This window comes from Bradyrhizobium mercantei (genome assembly GCF_001982635.1).
Lineage (GTDB): Bacteria > Pseudomonadota > Alphaproteobacteria > Rhizobiales > Xanthobacteraceae > Bradyrhizobium > Bradyrhizobium mercantei.
On record NZ_MKFI01000003.1, the window covers coordinates 86,261 to 106,215 of the forward strand.

A 19,955-nucleotide genomic window follows, 5' to 3' on the forward strand; every position below is an offset into this window, starting at 1 on the left:
TCTGATGATCGCCGGGCCTGCCGTCAGGCATCCGACCCGCTCTCTTTCGCGGGCTTTTGTTTCTCGGCCACCAGCCGCTTCATGCTCTCGAGGATGTCAATCTCGGCCGTGCTGGAGCCCGCGTCGGGGGTGACTTCGATCGACGTGATCGCGGCTTCAGATATCTGCAACTCATCGTGGGAAGCGACGTGTTGATGGCCGCGCAATGCGGTTTCGATCGCGTTCGCCATCGACAGCAGTTCGTCCTGCGCCGCCTTCGGCCAGGATCGCACGCGATCAAACAGGTCTTTCAGCTCAGTGGCGCTCATGGCGGCAATTATATACCGCGTCCGGCCGAATGCTACGGCGCCGTCCGCCGCTTCCCGAACGCCAGCACATGCAGGCCGAGGCGCGAGCGCACCACGTAGAACAGCAGGATGGTCTCGAAGATCAGCGACAGCGAGGTCGAGGCCGCCGCGCCCATGCCGCCGTAGCGCGGCACCAGCGTCATGCAGAGCCCGACATTCATGAAGAACGACACCGCATAGGCGGTGGCGCAGATGCTCTGGTGACCGAGCATGTTCAAGAGGCGCTCCACCGGCCCGATCGCCGAGCGCACCACGAGGCCGATCGCGGCGACGAACATGATGCTGTAGCCGTCGACGAATTTCGGGCCGAACAGCCAAAGCAGCGGCTTGCCGAAGGCGAGCAAGGCGATGGTCGCAAACAGCGAGGGCCAGAACGTCCAGCTGATGGCGTGCGCGACATAGGCCGACAGCCGGTCCTTGTCGCCGATCGCGTTGTACTCGGCGAAGCGGTGCGCGGTCGTCGCGGACATGGCGTAGTGCACGAACGACACCAGCGCCAGCGTCTTCACCACGGCGAAGTAGATGCCGACCTCCTCGGAGGAGCGGAATTGTTGCAGCATCAGCACGTCGGTGTAGCCGAGCAACAGATAGAAGCTCTCGACCAGCATGATCGGCAGCGAGATCGCAAACCAGCCCTTGACGTCGTAGGTCTTCTCACCCGTCCCGAGATGGGCCTTGAGGCGGCGGTTCAGCACGATCATCTGGCCGATCGCCGCGATGTAGACCGCAGCCGCGCTCGCGATCATCGCGGCGGTGGCGCCGAGATTGAGGCCGAGCGCCAGTGCGCCGGCGGTCAGCGCGATGATCAGTCCCTGCCGCACGATGAATTGCGGCATCAGGCCGAGCTGCATCCAGTCATGCGCGCGCGAGATGCCGTCCTGGGTGTTGGCGACCACGAAGGGCGGCAAGGTCAGGCAGCCGATATAGAGCGGTACCACCGCGTTGGGATCGATCCAGGGCGAGGCGAGGTGGATCACGCCGGCGAGCAGCAGCGCCACCGTGCTCGACGCGGCAAGCACCGCCCAGCGGCCGCCGGAGAGGAAGCCGCGCAGCGCGGCGAGGTCGCCGCGCGCGCGATATTCCGGGATGATCTTCTGCGAGGACGGCGCGATGCCGAAATCCATGGTGCTGCCGAGCAGGAGCACCCAGGTCCAGACATAGACATAGATGCCGTAGTCCGAGCCGCTCATCCAGCGCGCCAGTAGGATCTGCGCGAGATAGGCGATGGCGGCGCTGATGACGCGGATGATGAAGATGGTGCCGGCAAGGCGTTTGGTGACCGACGCCTCCTTGGTTCCGCCGAGCAGGCGCGCGGTGAAGCCACGCAGGCGTGCGGCCGGGCCCGATGGCGCAGTGGTTGCGGCAGAGGATTCGGATTGTGTCTCCATCACAGCCAAGGCGGAAAATTCCCAAAGCGCCGCAAGGCGGCAATGGCCCCCGATCTATCAACGAAACGTTAAGATTGGGTTGGGTGACCGCTGTTCCCGTCTTGCGCCATCCCGGCCTGGTGCGCAATTGCGGCACGAAAGCCGGGATCCATAACCAGCGGAAACAATTAGGCACACAGCTTGACCCCCAGCCTGCCTCAAACAGCAGCCGCGGAGAATGGGTCCCGGCCCCCGTGCGCAATTGCGCACCAGGCCGGGACGACGCTGTTGCGCTAGTTCAAATTGATATTGAATTCGTAGCCTTTGTCGCCGCCGACCAAGGTCAGTTTCAGCGCGGCGCCGTCCGCCTTGGCGCCGGGCGGCAGGCCGTCGAGCTCGAAGGAGAAGCGCTTCACACCCGGCGGCGCGTGCGCGACGAGCTTGGGCACCGGCAGCGCCCAGTCGGGCGTCGGCCCCTCGACGAACAGGCTGAGGTCCTTGGTCTCGGGCGCGGCGACGTCGACCAGCACGTTGTTGCCGTCGCGCTTGACGTCGCGGATCGTGAACGGGGTGGGATCGCCGATATTGGCGGGCTTCGGCACCGCGTTGAGCGCTTCCGACAGCGCGGCATCCTCGGTCGAGGCGACGCTCGCGAACGCGAGCTCGGCCTTCGCTTCCACCGGCACGCACAGCTTCTCGCACACCGCATAGCTGATGTCGGCGCGCAGCACCAACGGCTTGTCGGGGTTTTTCGCCACGATGCGCAGCGGCAGCACCACCTGGTGCTTGTAGCCGAGCGAGGTGCCGCCGGCGCCGTCGTCGAACTGGCGCGGTGCCGGCCACATCACCGTGACCACATCGACATTATCCGACTTGGAGAAATCGAACCGCGGCGGCACGCCGGAATCGCCCGGCGTCCTCCAGTAGGTCTTCCAGCCGTCCTGCAGCTGGAAGGCGATGCCGCCGAGCAGCACCGCGCCGCTGCGCGATCCCGCGAGCAGCCGCACCGCCGAATGCGTGTCCTGCTGCCACGGCGAGGCGTCGTCGGCGCGAACCTCGGTTGCCGCGGATGCGACGGAAAACAAGGCGGCAACGGCAAATGCGGCCCGCAGGGGAACTGTGACGATCATGAGACGTCTTTACCTGCAACTTTCGGTGCAAACCATTGAATTGCTTGTGATGCATCGCCGCACTGCGGCCGATGGTTGATTGACAGAACCGCCACCCAATATCAGGATGCCAAATCAGCAGGAAAGGCCTTTGCGGATGCGCCCTGAAGGCAAAACAGGCAAGACTCGGAAGACCGCCGCCGGCAGAAGCCCGGCCGTCGGTCCCCATGCCACCGAAGATGGCTATCTCGATGGCCAGATGCTGATCGCGATGCCTGTGATGAACGACCCGCGGTTCGAGCGCTCCGTGATCTACATGTGCGCCCATTCGTCGGAGGGCGCGATGGGCATCATCGTCAACCGCCCGGCCGGCAGCATCGATTTCCCGGGGCTGCTGGTGCAGCTCGACATCATCGAGAAGTCGGACCAGATCCAGCTGCCCGAGAATGCCGAGATGATGAAAGTGATGAAGGGCGGCCCGGTCGACACCGGCCGCGGCTTCGTGCTGCATTCCAGCGACTTCTACATCCAGGATGCAACGCTGAACATCGACGACGGCATCTCGCTGACCGCGACCGTCGACATCCTGAAGGCGATTGCCAAGGGCGCCGGCCCCAGGCACGCGATCCTCGCGCTCGGCTATGCCGGCTGGGGGCCGGGCCAGCTCGAGAACGAGATCCAGCACAATGGCTGGCTGCACTGCGACGCCGATCCGGAGTTGATCTTCGGCACCGACGTCGACGAGAAATACGCGAGCGCTCTGCGCAAGATCGGCATTGAGGCCGGCATGCTGTCGAACGACGCCGGGCACGCGTAATCATCTGCAGCCGCGGTAGTACGGCCTTCCCACATTGCTGGTGTCGTCCCTGCCTAGTGCGCAATTGCGCACGGGAGCAGGGACCCATAACCACAAGACGTGGGGATCGAGCGAGCTGGGGCCACAGCTTCGCGCAATCGCACGCAGTCGTGGTTATGGGTCCGGGTCGCGCTTACGCTTGCCCGGGACGACGGTGCTGGCTTGGCTTACTCGGCCGCTTCCTGCGCGACGGTCGGCTGCGTTCCCGCCACCGTGGCGCGGCGCATGTCGCGGGGTTGCGACTGGTCGTAGCGGCGCACGCGATGCACGGTCTGGCGGTTGTCCCACATCACGAGGTCATGCACCGTCCATTTGTGCACGTAGACGAATTCGCCCTGCGTCGCGTGCTCGGTGAGATCACGCAGCAACAGCCGCGCCTCCGGCACGCTCATGCCCCTGATGGCGCCGGCGTGCGAGGACAGATACAGCGACTTGCGGCCGTGCACCGGATGCGTGCGCACCAGGCGCTGCAGCACCGGCTTGAACATCTGCTTCTCTTCCTCGGTGTAGTCGAGGAAGCCGAGCGAGCCGCGCGAATACATCAGCGAGTGCTCGCAGATCATGTCCTCGATCTCGGCCTTGGTCTCGTCGTCGAGCGCGTCATAGGCGGCGCGCATGTCGGCGAATTCGGTGTTGCCGCCCTTCGGATTCACCACGCGCGCCGACAGCAGCGAGAACTTTGCCGGGATCGGCCGGAACGAGCTGTCGGAATGCCACAGGCAGTTGCCGAGATTGAACAGATGAGTGCGGTGATCCTTCGGCAGCGGCTTGCCGTCCTTGCCGAGATTTGAGACATCGTTGAGCCCGGAAGAGAGGCGGTAGTCTTCCTTCTTCGTCACCGTGCCGCCGCGCGAGTGCTCGCGCTCGCCGAAGTTCAGCGCGAACGCCATTTGCTGCTCGTCTGATATGTCCTGTCCGTGGAACACGAGCACGGCGTATTTGTCCATGCCGGCCTCGATGTCGATGGCTTCCTGCTTCGTCAGCGGCTTGCGCAGATCGACGCCGGAGACTTCGCCGACGAAATGCTTGTGAAGCTGCCGGATCAGGACGGTCATGGCGCGTATCTCCCCGAATCTTGCGGGCGGTTTTCCCGCTTTGTTTGACGGAAAGGCTACTCCCGGCGCGCGCGCTGTCAACGCTTGGTGGTGATGCGCGGGTCAGGCATTCCGCGCCATCAACCCGCCGTCGACCGGGATCACGGCGCCGGTCAGGAACGACGCCGCGGGCAGGCACAGGCTCAGCGTCATGTGCGCGACCTCTTCCGGATCGCCGTAACGCGCCAGTGCGGTGCGGCGCTTGGCGTAGATCGTCTTGTGCTCCTCGGAGATGCGGTCGGTAATCCCTGTGCGGATCGGGCCCGGGCAGATGCAGTTGACGGTGATGCCTTCGCGTCCCAGTTCCACCGCGAGCGAGCGGGTCAGGCTGGTGACGCCGCCCTTGGCCGCGGAGTAGGGGCTGTGCAGGCCTGTCGCACCCAGCGCCTCGGTCGAGGCGATGTTGACGATGCGCGGCGAGCGCGACTTGCGCAGGTATGGCAGTGCGGCGCGGATGATGCGCGGATGCGCCGTCAGCATCACGGCGATGCCCTTGGCCCACGCATCTTCATAGCCGGGATCGTCGATCGGCACGCGCACCGAGATGCCGGCATTGTTGACGATGATGTCGAGCCCGCCGAAATGCGCGGCGACATCGTTGACGACTCTCGTGATTGCGTCGCGATCGCTGACGTCGAGCGTCCAGGCCTTGGCCGAGCCGCCGCTTGCCGAAATTTCCTTCGCCACCGCCTGTGTGCCCTCTTCCGTGAGATCGGTGACCGCGACATTGGCGCCCTCATCGGCGAACACGCGCGCCGTGGCGCGGCCCATGCCGCTCGCGGCCCCCGTGACGAGAACGGTGAGGCCCTTCACCGAACGGCTGAGCTGCTTGTATTCGGACATCACGGACCTCCCGTTGATTTTTTGCGTTGTCAGACCGGTAACGCTGGCACCGATCCACGGAGACGTCAAACCGGTGATCGGCTTCCGGCGCGCACGCAGCGCGTTAACGCAAGTCCGCCGTTGGCTTTTCGCAAAGGATCATGCTCAATCAAGACAACAGCACGGGAGAGGAACGCGATGAACGAGCTCGATTTCGGCGGCAAGCAGGTCCTGGTGGTCGGCGGCTCCTCAGGCATCGGCAACGGCATCGCACAGGCCTTCCGCACCAAGGGCGCGCGCGTTGCCGTGTATGGCACTCGCGCGCAGGCGAGCGACTACTCCGCCGAGGAGGGCTCGCATCTCGACGGCCTTGCCTATGCGCAGCTCGATGTCTCTGATCCGCAGGCGATCGCAAACCTCACGCCGTCGTTCGATCGGCTCGACGTGCTGGTGCTGGCGCAGGGCGCGGTGATTTACCGCCGCGGGGAATTCGAGATGGAGGGATTCCGCAAGGTGCTCGAGGTCAATCTGATGAGCCTGATGGCCTGCGCCACCAAATTCCATGCGATGCTGAGCGCAGCCAAGGGCTCGCTGATCATCGTGAGCTCGACCGCGGCGTATCATTCCACCATGGGCAATCCGGCCTACAACGCGTCGAAGACCGGCGCGGTCGGGCTGACGCGCACGCTCGGCGAGGCCTGGGCGGAGAACGGCATCCGCGTCAACGGCATCGCGCCGGGCCTCGTCGACACCAAGATGACCAAGGCGACGACCGCGAATCCAAAGCGGCTCGAAGGCGCGCTCGAGCGCATTCCGCTGAAGCGTCTCGGTACGCCTGCCGACATGGCCGGCGCCGCACTGTTCCTGGCCTCGCCGCTCGCCTCCTACATCGTCGGCCAGACCATCGTCGTCGACGGCGGGCTCATTCTGTAGCCCTAGGAACCTGTGCGAGGTTCCGCGGTTGGCTTCCTGACAATTTCAGGGAGCAGTTGTAATGGACAAGGATCGGATTTTCGGAACGGCAAAGGAATACGCGGGCAAGGCCGAAGGCGCAGTCGGTGACGCGACCGGCGATACGCAAACGCAGGCCTCGGGCCGCGCGCGCGAGGCCGCGGGCACCGTGCAGGATCTCTACGGCCAGGCCAAGGATGCCGCGCGCGACGCCGCCGACTCCGCGGTCAACTACGCCAAAGACGCTTATGAGCATCGCGGCGAAACCGTTCGCAGTGGACAGAAGGCGATGGCGCATGCGGTGCAGGACAATCCGCTCGGCTCGCTCCTGATCGCCGGCGGCATCGGCTTTGCGCTCGCGCTGTTGATGACGCGCCAGCCGCGCCGCCCGCCGCCGTCACGCTGGCGCTATTACGGCTGAGGTTTGTGATCGAATGCGTAGGGCGGGTTAGCGATAGCGTAACCCGCCGTCTCACCACGCCCACGACATCGGCCAGACATCGGCCATCGGCGGGTTACGGCTTCGCCTAACCCGCGCCTTACGATTCTTCCATGATCCGAATGCGCGCTCGCTGCGCGCCGGCTATTGCCAGGGGTTGCCCGGCCCTGCGGCGCGCTGTCCGACACCGCGTGGCGGACGCGGCGGCGGGGCGAGCGGGCGCTGCTGCTGCGGCGCGCCGAATCCAAAGAGGTCGCGCAGCCAGGGCTGCGTCTGCGGCTGCTGTTGCTGCTGCGGTTGGGCCTGGGCCGGCCGGAACGCGCGCCGTTGCGGCTTCGGCGCGGTGATGATCGAGCCGTCGGGCGCGATCGCCGTGGTCGAGGGCGGCGGGTTCGCTGGGCCACTCGCCGCCGGTGCGGTTGGCGTGACCGCGGCAACCGGCACGTCGCCCTTGGCCTGCTCGCGGCCGATCTCGCGGCGCGGCCAGGCGAAATCATCGGCGCGGCCGGCGGGCGGCGCCAGCGCCTCGCCCTTCACCAGCGTGCGTGCGGCGAGCGCATCGACGGCCGCGGGCCGCGAACCCGGTCCGCCGAGCAATTGATCGGTGCCGACCGTGGAGGCGACCAGCGGCAGCACGGGGCCGGCCAGCGGCCGCGGCGCGGGCTTGCCGGGCTCGGTGCTGGTCTCGGGCGTCGCCGGTTCGCTCGGCAGCGCGATCGGTCCGGTACGCACCGCCAGCAGGCGCGTCACCTCGCGCTCGACATAATGCGCGAGCTTGCGTGCGCCGGCCTTGGTGAAGAACACGCCGTCATCGGAGCGCAGCTTGCGCGGCTGGCCTTCGAAGTCCGGGCCCTTCTGCATGAAGCGGCCGGCCTCGTCGACAAAGCCGTCCCAGACGTCGACATAGGTGATGCCGGCCTTGCCGGCGCCGTCGCGATAGAGTGCGTCGAGGAACAGCATGTCCGACGTACCCTTCTGGCCGCGGATCGCGGGCAGGCCGACCCACAGCACCGGCACGCCCTTGCTCTTCAGCACGTTGATCAATTCCTCGATCTTCTTGCCGTAGAGTTCGACCCAGCGGTCGTCGCGGAATTCATAGAGGCCGTTGGGCGAACGCGCGGTCTTTTCCGGCGCGGCTTGCGAGTCGGTGTCGGCGTCGTCGGCCGGCGGCTCGGGATCGGCAGGCTTGGCATCGGTTTTGGCGGCGGCATCGGGCTTGTCGCCCGGCTTCGCATCCGGCTTGGCGCGCGCGTCCTTTTTCTCGTCCTTCTTGTCGGCCTTCTTCTCCACGACCGGTTCGCGCAGCGCCGCACGATCGTTGAGGCCGAGCATCACGACGATGGCATCCGGGTTCTCGGTGGCGAGAATGCCCTTGGCGGCGGCGGCCCAATCCGCCGGGTCGCCCTTGGGCTGATAGCGGATCAGGCCGGACACCGTCTTTGCCTTGCGGATCACGCCCATGTCGGGCTGGTCGGAATAGGCATCCTCCAGGCCATAGGCGAGCCAGTCGGCCATCGCATCGCCGATCACAAGCACGTTGCGCTCGGCGGCGGCCTCGCGCTTGGCCGGCGCCGGCGCGCGCGAGAAATCCTCGCGCGGCCGCTGCTGCTGGGGCTGAGCCTGCGGGTGCTGCTGCTGGAACGGCGCGAAGAAATCGCCGCCAAACCAGCCGCCTCCGCCACCACCGCCGCTTCGTGGCGGCGGCGCGCGGCGCTGGGGTGCATCACCGAAGCCCGGGAAGCCGAAGAACTGCGCCGAGGCGGGCTGGGCGATGCCGATCAACAGCGCAAGCGCCACCGTCAGCGCGACCAGCGGACCGGCCTCGGTGAATATGCGCAGGAAGGACTTTGGCTCTCGCATCGCGTTCGGTCGCAAATGATCTGGAAGTACGTGAGCATATTAGCGGAATCGGGCCGCAAGCGGGCAGCTTTTCCACCATAAATCGGGTGCCTCCGGCCGCCGTCAAGGCGTCGGCCAAATATCGGATTTCACGGTTACTTTCGGGGAGGATCCCGCGAAAACCGCCGCCCTACCGCCCCCGCAACCGGTCCAGCACCTCGGAGGTGGCAAAGCCGTCGGCTGGCGCCCCGATCGACACCTGGAAGCCGCGCAGCGCCTCGCGGGTCTGGCCGCCGAACTGGCCGTCGGGGGTGCCCTTGTAGAAGCCGCGCTGGGCCAGCAACTGCTGCAGTTCCAGCCGCTCGGCCCGCGACAGCACTCGTTCCTGGCGCGGCCAGGGCTGCACGAAGGGCGCCCCGCCGCGCAACCGGTCGGCGAAATGGCCGATCGCGAGCGCATAGGCCTCGGCCGGGTTGTATTTCATGATCACCCGGAAGTTCTGCAGCATCAGGAAGCCGGGCCCCTCGGCACCGGCCGGCGCCAGCAGATAGGCCTTGTCGGACGGCCGTGGGAACGGCTGGCCGTTCGGTCGCTTGACGCCGAGATGCTCCCATTGCGCCAGCGGCATCGCCTTGGCGCGGTCGGCCAGCATGTAATCGAGGCCCTGCGGCAGCACGACCTCGTAGCCCCAGCTCGCGCCGGTCTGCCAGCCGTCCTTCTTCAGATTGTTGGCGGTCGAGGCGATCAGGTCGGTCGGATCGTCGACGACGTCGCGCCGGCCGTCGCCATCGCCGTCGACGGCGTAGCGCTTGAATGCGGTCGGCATGAACTGGGTCGGGCCGAACGCGCCGGCCCAGGAGCCGCGCATCTGCTCGGGCCTGAGATCACCGCGGTTGAGGATTTCCAGCGCCGACAGGAATTCGTCCTTGAAATAGGCCTGGCGGCGGCCGATGCAGGCAAGCGTTGCGGTCGACTGCACCACGCTGCGATCGCCCATCTGGGTCGAGTAGTTCGACTCGATGCCCCAGATCGCCGCGATGATGTAGCGATCGACGCCATAGGCCTTCTCGGTCGCGTCGAACTGCGGCTTGTATTTGGCGAGAATCTCGCGGCCCTTGGCGAGCCTGGTGTCGCTGACCAGAATGTCGAGATAGTCCCAAATCGCCTTGGTGAATTCCGGCTGCGAATCCATCAAGTCCATGATGCGCAGGTCGGGCGTGAGGCCCGCGGTGAAGCGCTGGAAATTCTCTTGGGTGATGTTGCGCCGTGCGGCATCTGGCCACATCGCTGCGACGCAGTTCGGGAAGTCGGACGCGGCCTGGCGGATTGCGGCCGCCGTCATCAGCGGATGCCCCGAGGCGCCGTCTTCGCCGCTCCAGGGCGGCGCTGCGCCGTCCTGGCCCGTCGCGGCCTGCGGCGGCGTCGCGTTCGGCGAAAAGATGCTGTCGATCAGGTTGGTCAGGCCGTTGCCCGCCGACTGGGCTTGCGTACTGCCGGGCAGCAGCAGCGCCAGCGCGATCAGGCTCGCGCCGAAAAGCCTAGTCCTTGATGTTCCCAACGAGCGCATTTGTCGTATGCCTGTCAAAAAAGCGTGCTGTTCCAGAAGGCCCCGGCACGGTTTCCAATAGCTTAACATGGGCGAGATTTCGTCGCGCCCGCACTGGCTGACGGGAACGGCGGAATTAAGCCGCACCACACATCCGCCTTTGTTGGCGGCTGCAAAACGGGGTACCAAGGCGTGATTCATTTCGCGCCGCAGTCCCACCCGTTTTCAAGGCTTCCGATAATCCCATGAAGATCCGCAAAGCCGTATTTCCCGTCGCCGGTCTCGGCACCCGCGTGCTGCCCGCCACCAAGGCGATGCCGAAGGAGATGTTGACGATCGTCGACAAGCCCCTGATCCAGTACGTGGTCGATGAGGCGAGGGAAGCCGGCATCGAGCATTTCGTGTTCGTCACCGGCCGCAACAAGGGCGTCATCGAGGATCATTTCGACCGCATGTTCGAGCTCGACACCACGCTCGCGCAGCGCGGCAAGAAGACCGAGCAGGACATCCTGGCGCAGAACCAGCCCGAAGCCGGCGCGATGAGCTTCACCCGGCAGCAGGCGCCGCTCGGGCTCGGCCACGCGGTGTGGTGCGCGCGCGACATCGTCGGCAACGAGCCGTTCGCGGTGGTGCTGCCGGACGAGCTGGTGCTGAACACGCCGGGCTGCCTGAAGCAGATGATCGACGCCGCGAGCAAGCTCGGCGACAAGTCGAACCTGATCGCGGTCGAGGCGGTGCCCGACGAGCTCACCCATCAATACGGCATCTGCAGCGTGGGAAAACGCACCGGCAACATCTTCGAGGTCGACCGCATGGTCGAGAAGCCGCCGCAGGGCACCGCGCCGTCGAACCTGTCGATCACCGGCCGCTACATCCTGCAGCCCGAGATCTTCGACATCCTGGCGACGCAAGAGCGCGGCGCCGGCGGCGAGATCCAGCTCACCGACGCGATGATCGGGCTTGCCAGGACGCAGAAGTTCTACGGCGTCGAGTTCGAGGGCGAGCGCCACGACTGCGGCTCCAAGCCCGGCTTCCTCCGCGCCAACATCGCCTTCGGCCTCAAGCGCCCCGAACTGCGCGACGGCCTGATCGCCGAGATGAAGAAGTATCTGGAGAAGTGAGGGCGTCGTTCCGGGCAGTGCATATGGGCGCCGGGACGACAGCTTCGTCGCGCGCGGCGGATTACGCCTCCAGCCAATCCGCCCTACAGACTGCGCCACAAACTCAGTGTCGTCCCTGCGAAAGCAGGGACCCATAACCACCGAAGTTCATTGTTGAGCTACGCCGGAACGACGAGCCCCTTCAACAACATCCGCCGCGGAGTATGGGTCCCTGCTTTCGCAGGGACGACAGTGGTGAGTGTGGGCGCGATCGGCGCGTCAAGCTCAGCACCAGCCTTCAGCAGCGCAATCGCGTTCACCCAGCCTTCCTTCGCCCCACGCGCTTCGCCGGCTCCTTCGTTCCGTTCTCCTTCGGCGCGCGCAGTTCACGGGCGGCGAGCGAGACCACTTCGGCGATCTGCTGGAGCTGCGAGGCGAGTGGAGAGGTCTTGCGCCAGACCATGCCGATGGTGCGCGAGGGTTGCGGGTTCTTGAAGCGCGAGATCGTGACCGGCGCCGAGCGCGTCTCGACCGTCACCGCCATCTCCGGGATCAGGGTGACGCCGATGCCGGCGCCGACCATCTGCACCAGCGTCGACAGCGAGCTCGCATCCAGCACCTCGCGCGGCGGCGACGACTGCATGTTGCAGAACGACAGCGCCTGGTCGCGGAAGCAGTGGCCTTCCTCGAGCAGCAAGAGCCGCATCTCGCGCAGCATCTCGGCGCTCGGCGCCGGCGTCTTGGCATCCTCGCCCGGCCGCACCAGCAGGAAGTTCTCCGAAAACAGCGCGACCTCGGTCAGCGACGGTTCCGACACCGGCAGGGCCACGATCGCGGTGTCGAGCCGGCCCTCGGCGACCTCCTTGATCAGCTTCGGGGTCAGCGTCTCGCGGACATGGATGTCGAGCTCGGGATGCAGCCGCGCCAGGGTCTCGATCACCTTCGGCAGCAGATACGGCGCGATGGTCGGGATCATGCCGACGCGCAGCCGTCCGGCGAGCTTGTCGCGGGAGGCGCGCGCGAAGTCGCCGAGCTCGTCGACCGAGCGCAGGATGTCGCGCACGCGGTGCAGCAGTTCCTCGCCGAAACTCGTCAGCGTCACTTGCCGCGCGCTGCGTTCGATCAGCACGCCGCCGACCGCCTGTTCCATCTCGCGGATCTGCATCGACAGCGCCGGCTGCGACACCGCGCAGGCATCCGCGGCGCGGCCGAAATGGCCGTGCCGGGCCAGCGCATCGAAATACCTCAATTGCCGGAGTGTGACATTTATCATCAGATTATCTTATTGGTGCGATCATTAAAGTCAATTTCACCTGATGGATTGAGGCGCGTAGAATCATTCTTGGAAGAGCTCCAGCACATTCCAGAATCCATCACCTCGGAGAAAAAACATGGACGCAAAAACCGACGAAGGCGCGGGTAAATGCCCATTTTCGGCAGCCCCTCGCGGACACACGAATCGTGACTGGTGGCCGGAGACACTTGACGTTCAGGTGCTGCATCACAACTCCAGCCTGTCCGACCCGATGGGTCAGGGCTTCGACTACGCCAAGGCGTTCAAGAGCCTCGATCTCAATGCCGTGATCAAGGACCTCACCGCCCTGATGACGACGTCGCAGGAATGGTGGCCGGCGGACTTCGGCCATTACGGCGGCCTGATGATCCGCATGGCCTGGCACTCGGCGGGCACCTATCGCATCACCGACGGCCGCGGCGGCGCAGGCGCCGGTCAGCAGCGTTTCGCCCCGCTCAACAGCTGGCCTGACAACGCCAACCTCGACAAGGCGCGCCGGCTGCTCTGGCCGATCAAGCAGAAATACGGCAAGAAGATCTCCTGGGCCGACCTGTATGTCCTCGCCGGCAACGTCGCGCTGGAATCGATGGGCTTCAAGACGTTCGGTTTCGCGGGTGGCCGCGCCGACGTGTGGGAGCCGGAAGAGCTGTACTGGGGGCCGGAAGGCACCTGGCTCGGCGACGAGCGCTACAGCGGCGAGCGTCAGCTCTCCGAGCCGCTCGGCGCGGTTCAGATGGGCCTGATCTACGTCAACCCGGAAGGCCCGAACGGCAACCCGGACCCGCTCGCCGCGGCAAAGGACATCCGCGAGACGTTCTTCCGCATGGCGATGAATGACGAGGAGACCGTTGCGCTGATCGCCGGCGGCCACACCTTCGGCAAGGCCCATGGCGCGGGCGACCCGTCGCTGATCGGGCCGGCGCCGGAAGGCGGTGCGCTGGAGGACCAGGGCCTCGGCTGGAAGAGCAAGCACGGCACCGGCGTCGGCGCCGATGCGATCACCGGCGGTCCCGAAGTCACCTGGACGCAGACCCCGACCAAGTGGAGCAACTACTTCTTCGAGAACCTGTTCAAGTACGAATGGGAGCTGACGAAGAGCCCGGCGGGTGCGAAGCAGTGGAAAGCCAAGGGCGCGGATGCGATCATTCCGGACGCGTTCGACAAGTCCAAGAAGCACGTGCCGACCATGCTGACCACCGACCTGTCGCTGCGCTACGACCCGGCCTATGAGAAGATCTCGCGCCGGTTCTACGAGCATCCGGATCAGTTCGCGGACGCCTTTGCCCGCGCCTGGTTCAAGCTCACCCACCGCGACATGGGTCCGATCGTGCGCTACCTCGGCCCGCTGGTGCCGAAGGAGACGCTGATCTGGCAGGATCCGGTTCCGGCGCTCGATCACGCCGTGATCGACGACAAGGATATCGAAGCGCTGAAGGCGAAGATCCTCGCCTCCGGCCTGTCGGTGTCCGAGCTGGTGTCGACCGCCTGGGCCTCGGCCTCCACGTTCCGCGGCTCCGACAAGCGCGGCGGTGCCAACGGTGCGCGCATTCGTCTCGCCCCGCAGAAGGACTGGGATGTGAACGAGCCGGCGCAGCTCAAGGGTGTGCTGTCCAAGCTCGAAGCGATCCAGAAGGAGTTCGGCAAGAAGGTCTCGCTGGCCGATCTGATCGTGCTCGGCGGCGCGGCTGCGATCGAGAAGGCGGCCAAGGACGGCGGCACCAATGTGAAGGTCCCCTTCACGCCGGGCCGCACCGATGCGACGCAGGACCAGACCGACGTCGAATCCTTCGCTCCGCTCGAGCCGCGGGCTGACGGCTTCCGCAACTACATCAGCGGCAAGCGTCAGTTCATGCTGCCCGAGGAGGCGTTGGTCGATCGCGCCCAGCTGTTGCGGCTGACCGGACCGGAATTGACGGTTCTGGTCGGCGGTCTGCGTGTGCTCGGCGCCAATGCCGGGAAGTCGAAGCATGGCGTCCTCACCGGCAAGCCGGGGACGCTGAGCAACGACTTCTTCGTCAACCTGCTCGACATGGGCACGGTGTGGAGCGATGCCGGCGAGGGCGTCTATGAGGGCCGCGACCGCAATACCAAGGCGGTGAAGTGGACCGGCACCCGCATCGACCTGATCTTCGGCTCGCACTCGCAGCTGCGCGCATTCGCCGAGGTCTACGGCTCGTCGGATGCCAAGGAGCAGTTCGTGAAGGACTTCGTTGCGGCCTGGGCCAAGGTGATGAACGCCGATCGCTTCGACCTCGTGAAGTAAGCGGCCGGCAACGGCAATCAGGGCAGGGCGGCGCTTCGGCGCCGCCCTGTTTCATTTTGGGGACGCCGACTTCAAGACGGACGGCTTTCTGCGTTTTGCTCAGTCGTGCAGTTTCATGTCCTGGATCATCTCCTCGAACTCCGCTTGCGTCGGTGTCGCCAGCGGAGCTTGCGGCGCGCTGCTTGCCACAGTGGGGCCGTCACACTGTGAGGCGTCGCGCCGGGGTTCGAGGATTGCAGTCAGGCTCGCCCAGCAGACGAAGAGCGCCACGATCCAGTCCAGTACATTGGTTGCCGTCATTGCAGCACCAGCATCAGCATTGTCATATGCCGATGGTGCAGCCGACGTATCCCTTGCGCAATTCGGAAGCTACGAAACGTAACTTCGGCGAAACCGAGCGGAACGCCGTTCGCTAGACATCGTCATTGCGAGCGAAGCGAAGCAATCCATCGCACCGCAAGCGGAGATATGGATTGCTTCGTCGCTTCAGCGCAAAATTGCTCTGCAATTTTGTCGCGGGCTCCTCGCAATGACGGCGAATGGAATTGAACGCCAAGCGGAAGTTGTGAGGGGCCGTTACAGCAGCTATCCAGTCCGCGCCCGGCGCCCTTCGATCGGATAGGCCGGATCGTTGAAGCCCGGCGTCGAGGGATGGCCGGCGACGACGAGACGATCGATCAGGGCTTCGTCCTCGGCGGTGAAGCGATAGTCGAGCGCGCGGATGTAGTCGTCCCATTGCGCTTCGGTGCGCGGGCCGGCAATCACGGCGCTGACGAACGACGAGTTCAGCACCCAGGACACCGCGAACTGCCCGGCGGTGATGCCGCGGCTCTCGGCGTGGCGCTTGATCTCCTGCGCGAGCTGCAGCGATTCCGGCCGCCACTCGGTCTGCATCATGCGCTTGTCGTTGCGCCCGGCACGCGTGTCGGCGGGCGGCGCCGCATCGGGCGCGTATTTGCCTGTCAGCACGCCGCGCGCCAGCGGGCTATAGGGCACGATGCCGAGGCCGTAATGGGCGCAGGCCGGAAAGTGCTCGACCTCAGGCATCCGGTTCATCGCGTTGTAATAGGGCTGGCTCGCGACCGGACGATCGATGCCGAGCCGGTCGCAGATGTTGCAGATCTCGGCGACGCGCCAGGCGCGGTAGTTGGAGACGCCGAAATAGCGCACCTTGCCGGCGCGGATCAGGTCACCCATCGCGCGCACCGTTTCGTCGAGCGGCGTCGTGTGGTCTTCCTTGTGCAGGTAATAGACGTCGATGTAGTCGGTGCCGAGCCGCTTCAGGCTTGCGTCGGCGGCCTGGAACACCCAGCGCCGCGACAGCCCGCCATGGTTGGGATCGTCGCCGATCGGGTTGGCGAGCTTGGTCGCGAGCACCCAGTTCGAGCGGCTGTTGGAGATCGCGCGGCCGACGACCTCCTCGGACTTGCCGCCATTATAGGCATCGGCGCTGTCGATGAAGTTGATGCCGGCCTCGCGCGCCTTCGCCACGATCCGCGACGAGGTCGCCTCATCGGTCGGCCCTCCGAACATCATGGTGCCGAGGCAGATCGGCGAAACCTTCAGGCCGCTGCGGCCGAGCTGGCGATATTGCATCGATCGTTCTCCGGAATGACGGGGTCAGCTGTCGTTCTTCAGAATCTTGAACACGCCGTTGGCCATCGCGATACAGCGTTTGTCCACGGTCACCTCGGCCGTGATGAAGATCAGGCTGCGGGTGGATCGCACCACGCGCGGCCGCGTCGTCAGGATCTCGCCGATCTTGCCGGCCTCGACGAAATGGGTGTCGAGCTGCACCGTCGCAAGCGTCGGCTTGCCGGAGACGAAGCGCGCGGCCATGCCGCAGGCGCGGTCGGCAAAGGTCATGATCACGCCGCCCTGCACGAGGCCGCGCCGATTGTGGTGCTTGTCTTCGGTGATCAGCGCAAGCTCAAGCGCGCCGTCTTTCAACCGTTCCCACAGGGGGCCGATCAGCGTCAGGAAGCCGGTGGTTTCGGCGATCTTCCAGCCGTCGGATTTGAGTTTGTCCGCGGCCTTGGCCGTCATGAGGTGGGGTCCGTTGCTGAGCTATGATTGATCGCAGGAGGCATGTGGTAGCAGTCATTTCATCAAACGCTGTTGTGTTGTAGTCAAGATCAATGGCCCGCACATTTGACGATGCCACCCGGCGGAATATCGCAGAGCTCTGCGCCGCGTTCGCGCGCCTGGCGCCGGCCGACGCGGCACCGACGCTGAAGCGCGCGGCGGTCGCGATCGCGCTGACCGAAGCCGATGATGACAGCAGCACGGCGTTCCTGCTGACCCGCCGCAGCGCGCGCCTGCGCGCCCACAGCGCGCAATGGGCGCTGCCGGGCGGGCGCTGCGATGCCGGCGAGACCCAGCCCCAGGCGGCGTTGCGCGAACTGCACGAGGAGCTTGGCCTTAAGCTCACCGAACACGACGTACTCGGCATGCTCGACGATTATCCGACCCGCTCCGGCTATCTGATCACGCCGGTCGTGGTCTGGGTCGGCACGCGCGCGGCGATCACGCCGAACCCGGACGAGGTGGCCTCCGTGCATCGCATCGGTCTCGATGCGATCGAGCCGGACGACGTGTTCAGCTTCGTCACGATCCCGGAGAGTGCGCGCCGCGTGATCCGCTTCCGCCTCGGCGGCCAGCAGATCCATGCGCCGACCGCCGCGCTGATCTATCAGTTCCGCGAGGTGCTGGCCGGGCGCAACACCCGCGTCGCCGATCTCGAGCAGCCGGTGTTCGCATGGAAGTAACAACGACGATGCGATCTGTGATGCGGGTTACGCCTGTTCATCTTCATTGAATTGCCTTGCGCGGCAGGCGGATGCACCGTCGTCTCGGGTTCCGGAGGCGCACGCGACACATTCTCGTAACAAGTCAAGCGTGAACGCGTATCGGGAAACGACCCGCAATCCGGACGTTCGGCGCGCGCTGCTGGCGCAAGCGTCAGCGCGCATGCAGCAGCAAGCCAGAGTGCCATTCTCATTGCGACCTCCACGGCTTCGTTCGGGAAAACACCGCATTGTGGCGAATATTCTGCACCCGATCGCGGCATCGAGCCGCCGCCGATCCGGATATTTCCGGGCTGACTTCGCGGCGGCGCTTGCTACAAGGAGCCGATGCGCCCGCAATTGATTCGCCTCTGGTCAGGTTTAGTCGCGCTCGCGCTCGTCGCCAGCGCACCGTCGGTATTGGCCGGCGAGGCCGATGTGTTGCCGCCGTCCGTCGCCAATGCGATGGCGCAGGCATCGCCGCAGGCGATCATGGACTATCGCCGCAAGCTGCAGGAATACGAGGAGGCGCGCGCCGCCTTCGAGCAGGATGCCAGTGCTTATTGGAATGCGATCGCCGACAAGCGGCGCGGCCGCAATGCCAAGCGCCGCGACCGCGTGCAGATCACGCTCGACGACTACGTGCTGCAACAGCCGCCGGTCTATGAGGGCCCGAAGCGTCCGGTCAATCCGGCGCCCGAGGAGGAGGGCGGCAAGCCGCTGCGCCCGCCGAAAACCATTCCGGTGGTCTCGGATCTGGTCAGGGCGGCAGCCGAACATTTCCAGTTCGCGCCGCAGCGGGCGACCTCGGAGGTCGAGTTCAAGCGCGCCTATGCCCGCTACGCGCGCGCCGCGGGGCTGACGCCGGAGCAGGCGGTGCGGGTCTATTCGTTCGAGACCGGCGGCACCGGCAATTACGACGTGCAGGCGGGTATCGAGCATGGCGGCAAGCGCGCCATCTCCACCGCGATGGGCTACAACCAGCTGCTCACCACCAACACCGTCGAGCTGTTGGCCGAGCAGGGCCATGAATTCGTGCGGGACCTGACCGAGCGGGTTGCGCGGACGCAGGGGCCGGCGCGCAAGGCGATGGAGCACAAGCTCGCGGTGCTGAAGAAGATGGTCGCGTTCACGCGTACCGTGCCCGACGACTGGTCGGCGCATCAACGCCTCGCCGATACGCCGCAGGGCTGGGCGTGTCATGCGATGGTGCTCGATATCGATATCGGCCCGATGCTGCAGACCCACAAGCTCCTGACCTCGGTGCTGTTCGCGCGCGCCAAGGGCTACAGCCGGCCGCTCACCGCGGCCGAGCTCGAGATGATGAACCTGACCGGCGACGGCACCGGGCTCGACATGGTGACCATGCCGCAGCCGATGCGCGAGCAGGTGCCGACCGCGAACTTCTTCCAGCGCTCGGGCTATGAGCGCAACCCGGTCGCGATCCGCCACAACACCGTGGCGAGGCTGCTTGCCGTCACCAACGAGCGGATGGATTTCAACAGCAACAAGCCCGGCGCCCGGGAATTGGCCGCGGCGTTCTGACGGCTGCCGGATCACGTCAGGGCATCCGGTTCTGATCGAATCAGAACCGGAGCCTGAGATCTTTGTTTGACGCGATTTCTTCGCGCGAACCGGCGTCCACTTCGCTCGAAAACGCTCTAATTCGAGCCGAACATGAACTTGCCGTCGCCCTCGAGATAGGGGCCGGAGCGCATGTAGAGCTGGCCGTTGTGGCCGATGAAGAACAGCGTCCCCTTCGGTACCTTCTTGGCACCCTTCAGCAGCGTGCCGGCATTGCTGGTGCCCATCTTGTAGGACCAGGTCTTGCCGTCCTTGTCATAGGCGTAGCCCATGTCGGGCTTCAGCTCCCAGGGCGCAGCCGCTTGCGCGAAGGCGCATGTCGTCATTGCAGCAAGGGTCGCGGTCGCAAAAAAGGTCTTGGTCAAAAAATGCGTCATGATCCACCTCCGGCCGAAAAACGGCGTCGTCCCCACGGTTTTGAACAAATCACGAACGATGTTCGCGCGTCAATACGACAATCGGCGCGGCCGCTCACAGAGATCAGCGACTTTGTGATTTCCCGCATCAAGCTTGGCGACTATTTTCGCGTTACCGTTTACAAACGCTTCGATTGGCAGA

Annotated in this window: 19 protein-coding genes; 7 read left to right on the top strand and 12 right to left on the bottom strand. The window is 65.5% G+C overall.

Going from position 1 to position 19,955, the window contains the following annotated elements; translation table 11 throughout:
* Positions 1 to 23 precede the first annotated feature (23 nt).
* The 3 genes from BI327_RS13965 to BI327_RS13975 form a co-directional block, all read right to left on the bottom strand.
* Positions 24 to 308, bottom strand: coding sequence for a hypothetical protein (locus BI327_RS13965; protein WP_076860880.1), 285 nt, complete (start codon positions 306 to 308; stop codon positions 24 to 26).
* Between the two features lie 32 nt (positions 309 to 340).
* On the bottom strand, positions 341 to 1,744 hold the full coding sequence (locus BI327_RS13970; RefSeq protein WP_076860881.1) for an oligosaccharide flippase family protein: 1,404 nt from the start codon (positions 1,742 to 1,744) through the stop codon (positions 341 to 343).
* A 263-nt stretch (positions 1,745 to 2,007) separates the two neighbouring features.
* The gene (locus tag BI327_RS13975; RefSeq protein ID WP_076860882.1) at positions 2,008 to 2,844 is read right to left on the bottom strand and encodes a protein-disulfide reductase DsbD domain-containing protein; all 837 of its coding nucleotides are present in this window, start codon (positions 2,842 to 2,844) and stop codon (positions 2,008 to 2,010) included.
* A gap of 136 nt (positions 2,845 to 2,980) precedes the next feature.
* Between BI327_RS13975 and BI327_RS13980 the strand changes: the two genes are divergently transcribed.
* Positions 2,981 to 3,640 carry a YqgE/AlgH family protein gene (locus BI327_RS13980; protein WP_076860883.1) on the top strand — a complete coding sequence of 220 codons (660 nt, stop codon included), beginning with the start codon at positions 2,981 to 2,983 and terminating at the stop codon, positions 3,638 to 3,640.
* Between the two features lie 206 nt (positions 3,641 to 3,846).
* Here BI327_RS13980 and BI327_RS13985 read toward each other — a convergent pair whose 3' ends face one another.
* Complete coding sequence (locus tag BI327_RS13985) at positions 3,847 to 4,734, bottom strand: TauD/TfdA dioxygenase family protein (protein WP_076860884.1); 888 nt, start codon at positions 4,732 to 4,734, stop codon at positions 3,847 to 3,849.
* Positions 4,735 to 4,836: 102 nt separating this feature from the next.
* A complete protein-coding gene (locus BI327_RS13990) occupies positions 4,837 to 5,616 on the bottom strand; it encodes an SDR family NAD(P)-dependent oxidoreductase (protein ID WP_076860885.1) in 780 nt (259 codons plus the stop codon).
* A 177-nt stretch (positions 5,617 to 5,793) separates the two neighbouring features.
* On the opposite strand from BI327_RS13990, the gene BI327_RS13995 reads away from it, so the two are divergent.
* Together BI327_RS13995 and BI327_RS14000 are read left to right on the top strand one after the other, a co-directional pair.
* Positions 5,794 to 6,528: an SDR family NAD(P)-dependent oxidoreductase gene (locus BI327_RS13995; protein WP_076860886.1), complete on the top strand. Its 735-nt coding sequence runs from the start codon at positions 5,794 to 5,796 to the stop codon at positions 6,526 to 6,528.
* Positions 6,529 to 6,589: 61 nt separating this feature from the next.
* A complete protein-coding gene (locus BI327_RS14000; RefSeq protein ID WP_076860887.1) occupies positions 6,590 to 6,967 on the top strand; it encodes a CsbD family protein in 378 nt (125 codons plus the stop codon).
* 162 nt (positions 6,968 to 7,129) lie between these two features.
* On the opposite strand, the gene BI327_RS14005 is transcribed toward BI327_RS14000, so the two are convergent.
* Together BI327_RS14005 and BI327_RS14010 are read right to left on the bottom strand one after the other, a co-directional pair.
* Positions 7,130 to 8,845: an SGNH/GDSL hydrolase family protein gene (locus BI327_RS14005; protein WP_076860888.1), complete on the bottom strand. Its 1,716-nt coding sequence runs from the start codon at positions 8,843 to 8,845 to the stop codon at positions 7,130 to 7,132.
* Between the two features lie 169 nt (positions 8,846 to 9,014).
* Positions 9,015 to 10,391, bottom strand: coding sequence for a lytic murein transglycosylase (locus BI327_RS14010; protein WP_076860889.1), 1,377 nt, complete (start codon positions 10,389 to 10,391; stop codon positions 9,015 to 9,017).
* Positions 10,392 to 10,615: 224 nt separating this feature from the next.
* Here BI327_RS14010 and galU point away from each other — a divergent pair, with 224 nt between their 5' ends.
* Positions 10,616 to 11,491, top strand: coding sequence for a UTP--glucose-1-phosphate uridylyltransferase GalU (gene galU, locus BI327_RS14015; RefSeq protein WP_076860890.1), 876 nt, complete (start codon positions 10,616 to 10,618; stop codon positions 11,489 to 11,491).
* A 295-nt stretch (positions 11,492 to 11,786) separates the two neighbouring features.
* Here galU and BI327_RS14020 read toward each other — a convergent pair whose 3' ends face one another.
* On the bottom strand, positions 11,787 to 12,743 hold the full coding sequence (locus BI327_RS14020; protein WP_076860891.1) for a LysR substrate-binding domain-containing protein: 957 nt from the start codon (positions 12,741 to 12,743) through the stop codon (positions 11,787 to 11,789).
* Positions 12,744 to 12,861: 118 nt separating this feature from the next.
* Here BI327_RS14020 and katG point away from each other — a divergent pair, with 118 nt between their 5' ends.
* Positions 12,862 to 15,027: a catalase/peroxidase HPI gene (gene katG, locus BI327_RS14025; protein WP_076860892.1), complete on the top strand. Its 2,166-nt coding sequence runs from the start codon at positions 12,862 to 12,864 to the stop codon at positions 15,025 to 15,027.
* Positions 15,028 to 15,126: 99 nt separating this feature from the next.
* On the opposite strand, the gene BI327_RS14030 is transcribed toward katG, so the two are convergent.
* From BI327_RS14030 to BI327_RS14040, 3 genes are all read right to left on the bottom strand, one after another.
* Positions 15,127 to 15,327, bottom strand: coding sequence for a hypothetical protein (locus BI327_RS14030; protein WP_076860893.1), 201 nt, complete (start codon positions 15,325 to 15,327; stop codon positions 15,127 to 15,129).
* A 285-nt stretch (positions 15,328 to 15,612) separates the two neighbouring features.
* Positions 15,613 to 16,623, bottom strand: coding sequence for an aldo/keto reductase (locus tag BI327_RS14035; RefSeq protein WP_076860894.1), 1,011 nt, complete (start codon positions 16,621 to 16,623; stop codon positions 15,613 to 15,615).
* A gap of 24 nt (positions 16,624 to 16,647) precedes the next feature.
* Complete coding sequence (locus tag BI327_RS14040; RefSeq protein ID WP_028334748.1) at positions 16,648 to 17,073, bottom strand: PaaI family thioesterase; 426 nt, start codon at positions 17,071 to 17,073, stop codon at positions 16,648 to 16,650.
* A 92-nt stretch (positions 17,074 to 17,165) separates the two neighbouring features.
* On the opposite strand from BI327_RS14040, the gene BI327_RS14045 reads away from it, so the two are divergent.
* Complete coding sequence (locus tag BI327_RS14045) at positions 17,166 to 17,795, top strand: NUDIX hydrolase (protein WP_076860895.1); 630 nt, start codon at positions 17,166 to 17,168, stop codon at positions 17,793 to 17,795.
* Between the two features lie 366 nt (positions 17,796 to 18,161).
* Positions 18,162 to 19,358: a hypothetical protein gene (locus tag BI327_RS14055; protein ID WP_076860896.1), complete on the top strand. Its 1,197-nt coding sequence runs from the start codon at positions 18,162 to 18,164 to the stop codon at positions 19,356 to 19,358.
* Between the two features lie 116 nt (positions 19,359 to 19,474).
* Here BI327_RS14055 and BI327_RS14060 read toward each other — a convergent pair whose 3' ends face one another.
* Positions 19,475 to 19,774 carry a hypothetical protein gene (locus BI327_RS14060; RefSeq protein ID WP_076862119.1) on the bottom strand — a complete coding sequence of 100 codons (300 nt, stop codon included), beginning with the start codon at positions 19,772 to 19,774 and terminating at the stop codon, positions 19,475 to 19,477.
* Positions 19,775 to 19,955: the final 181 nt, after the last annotated feature.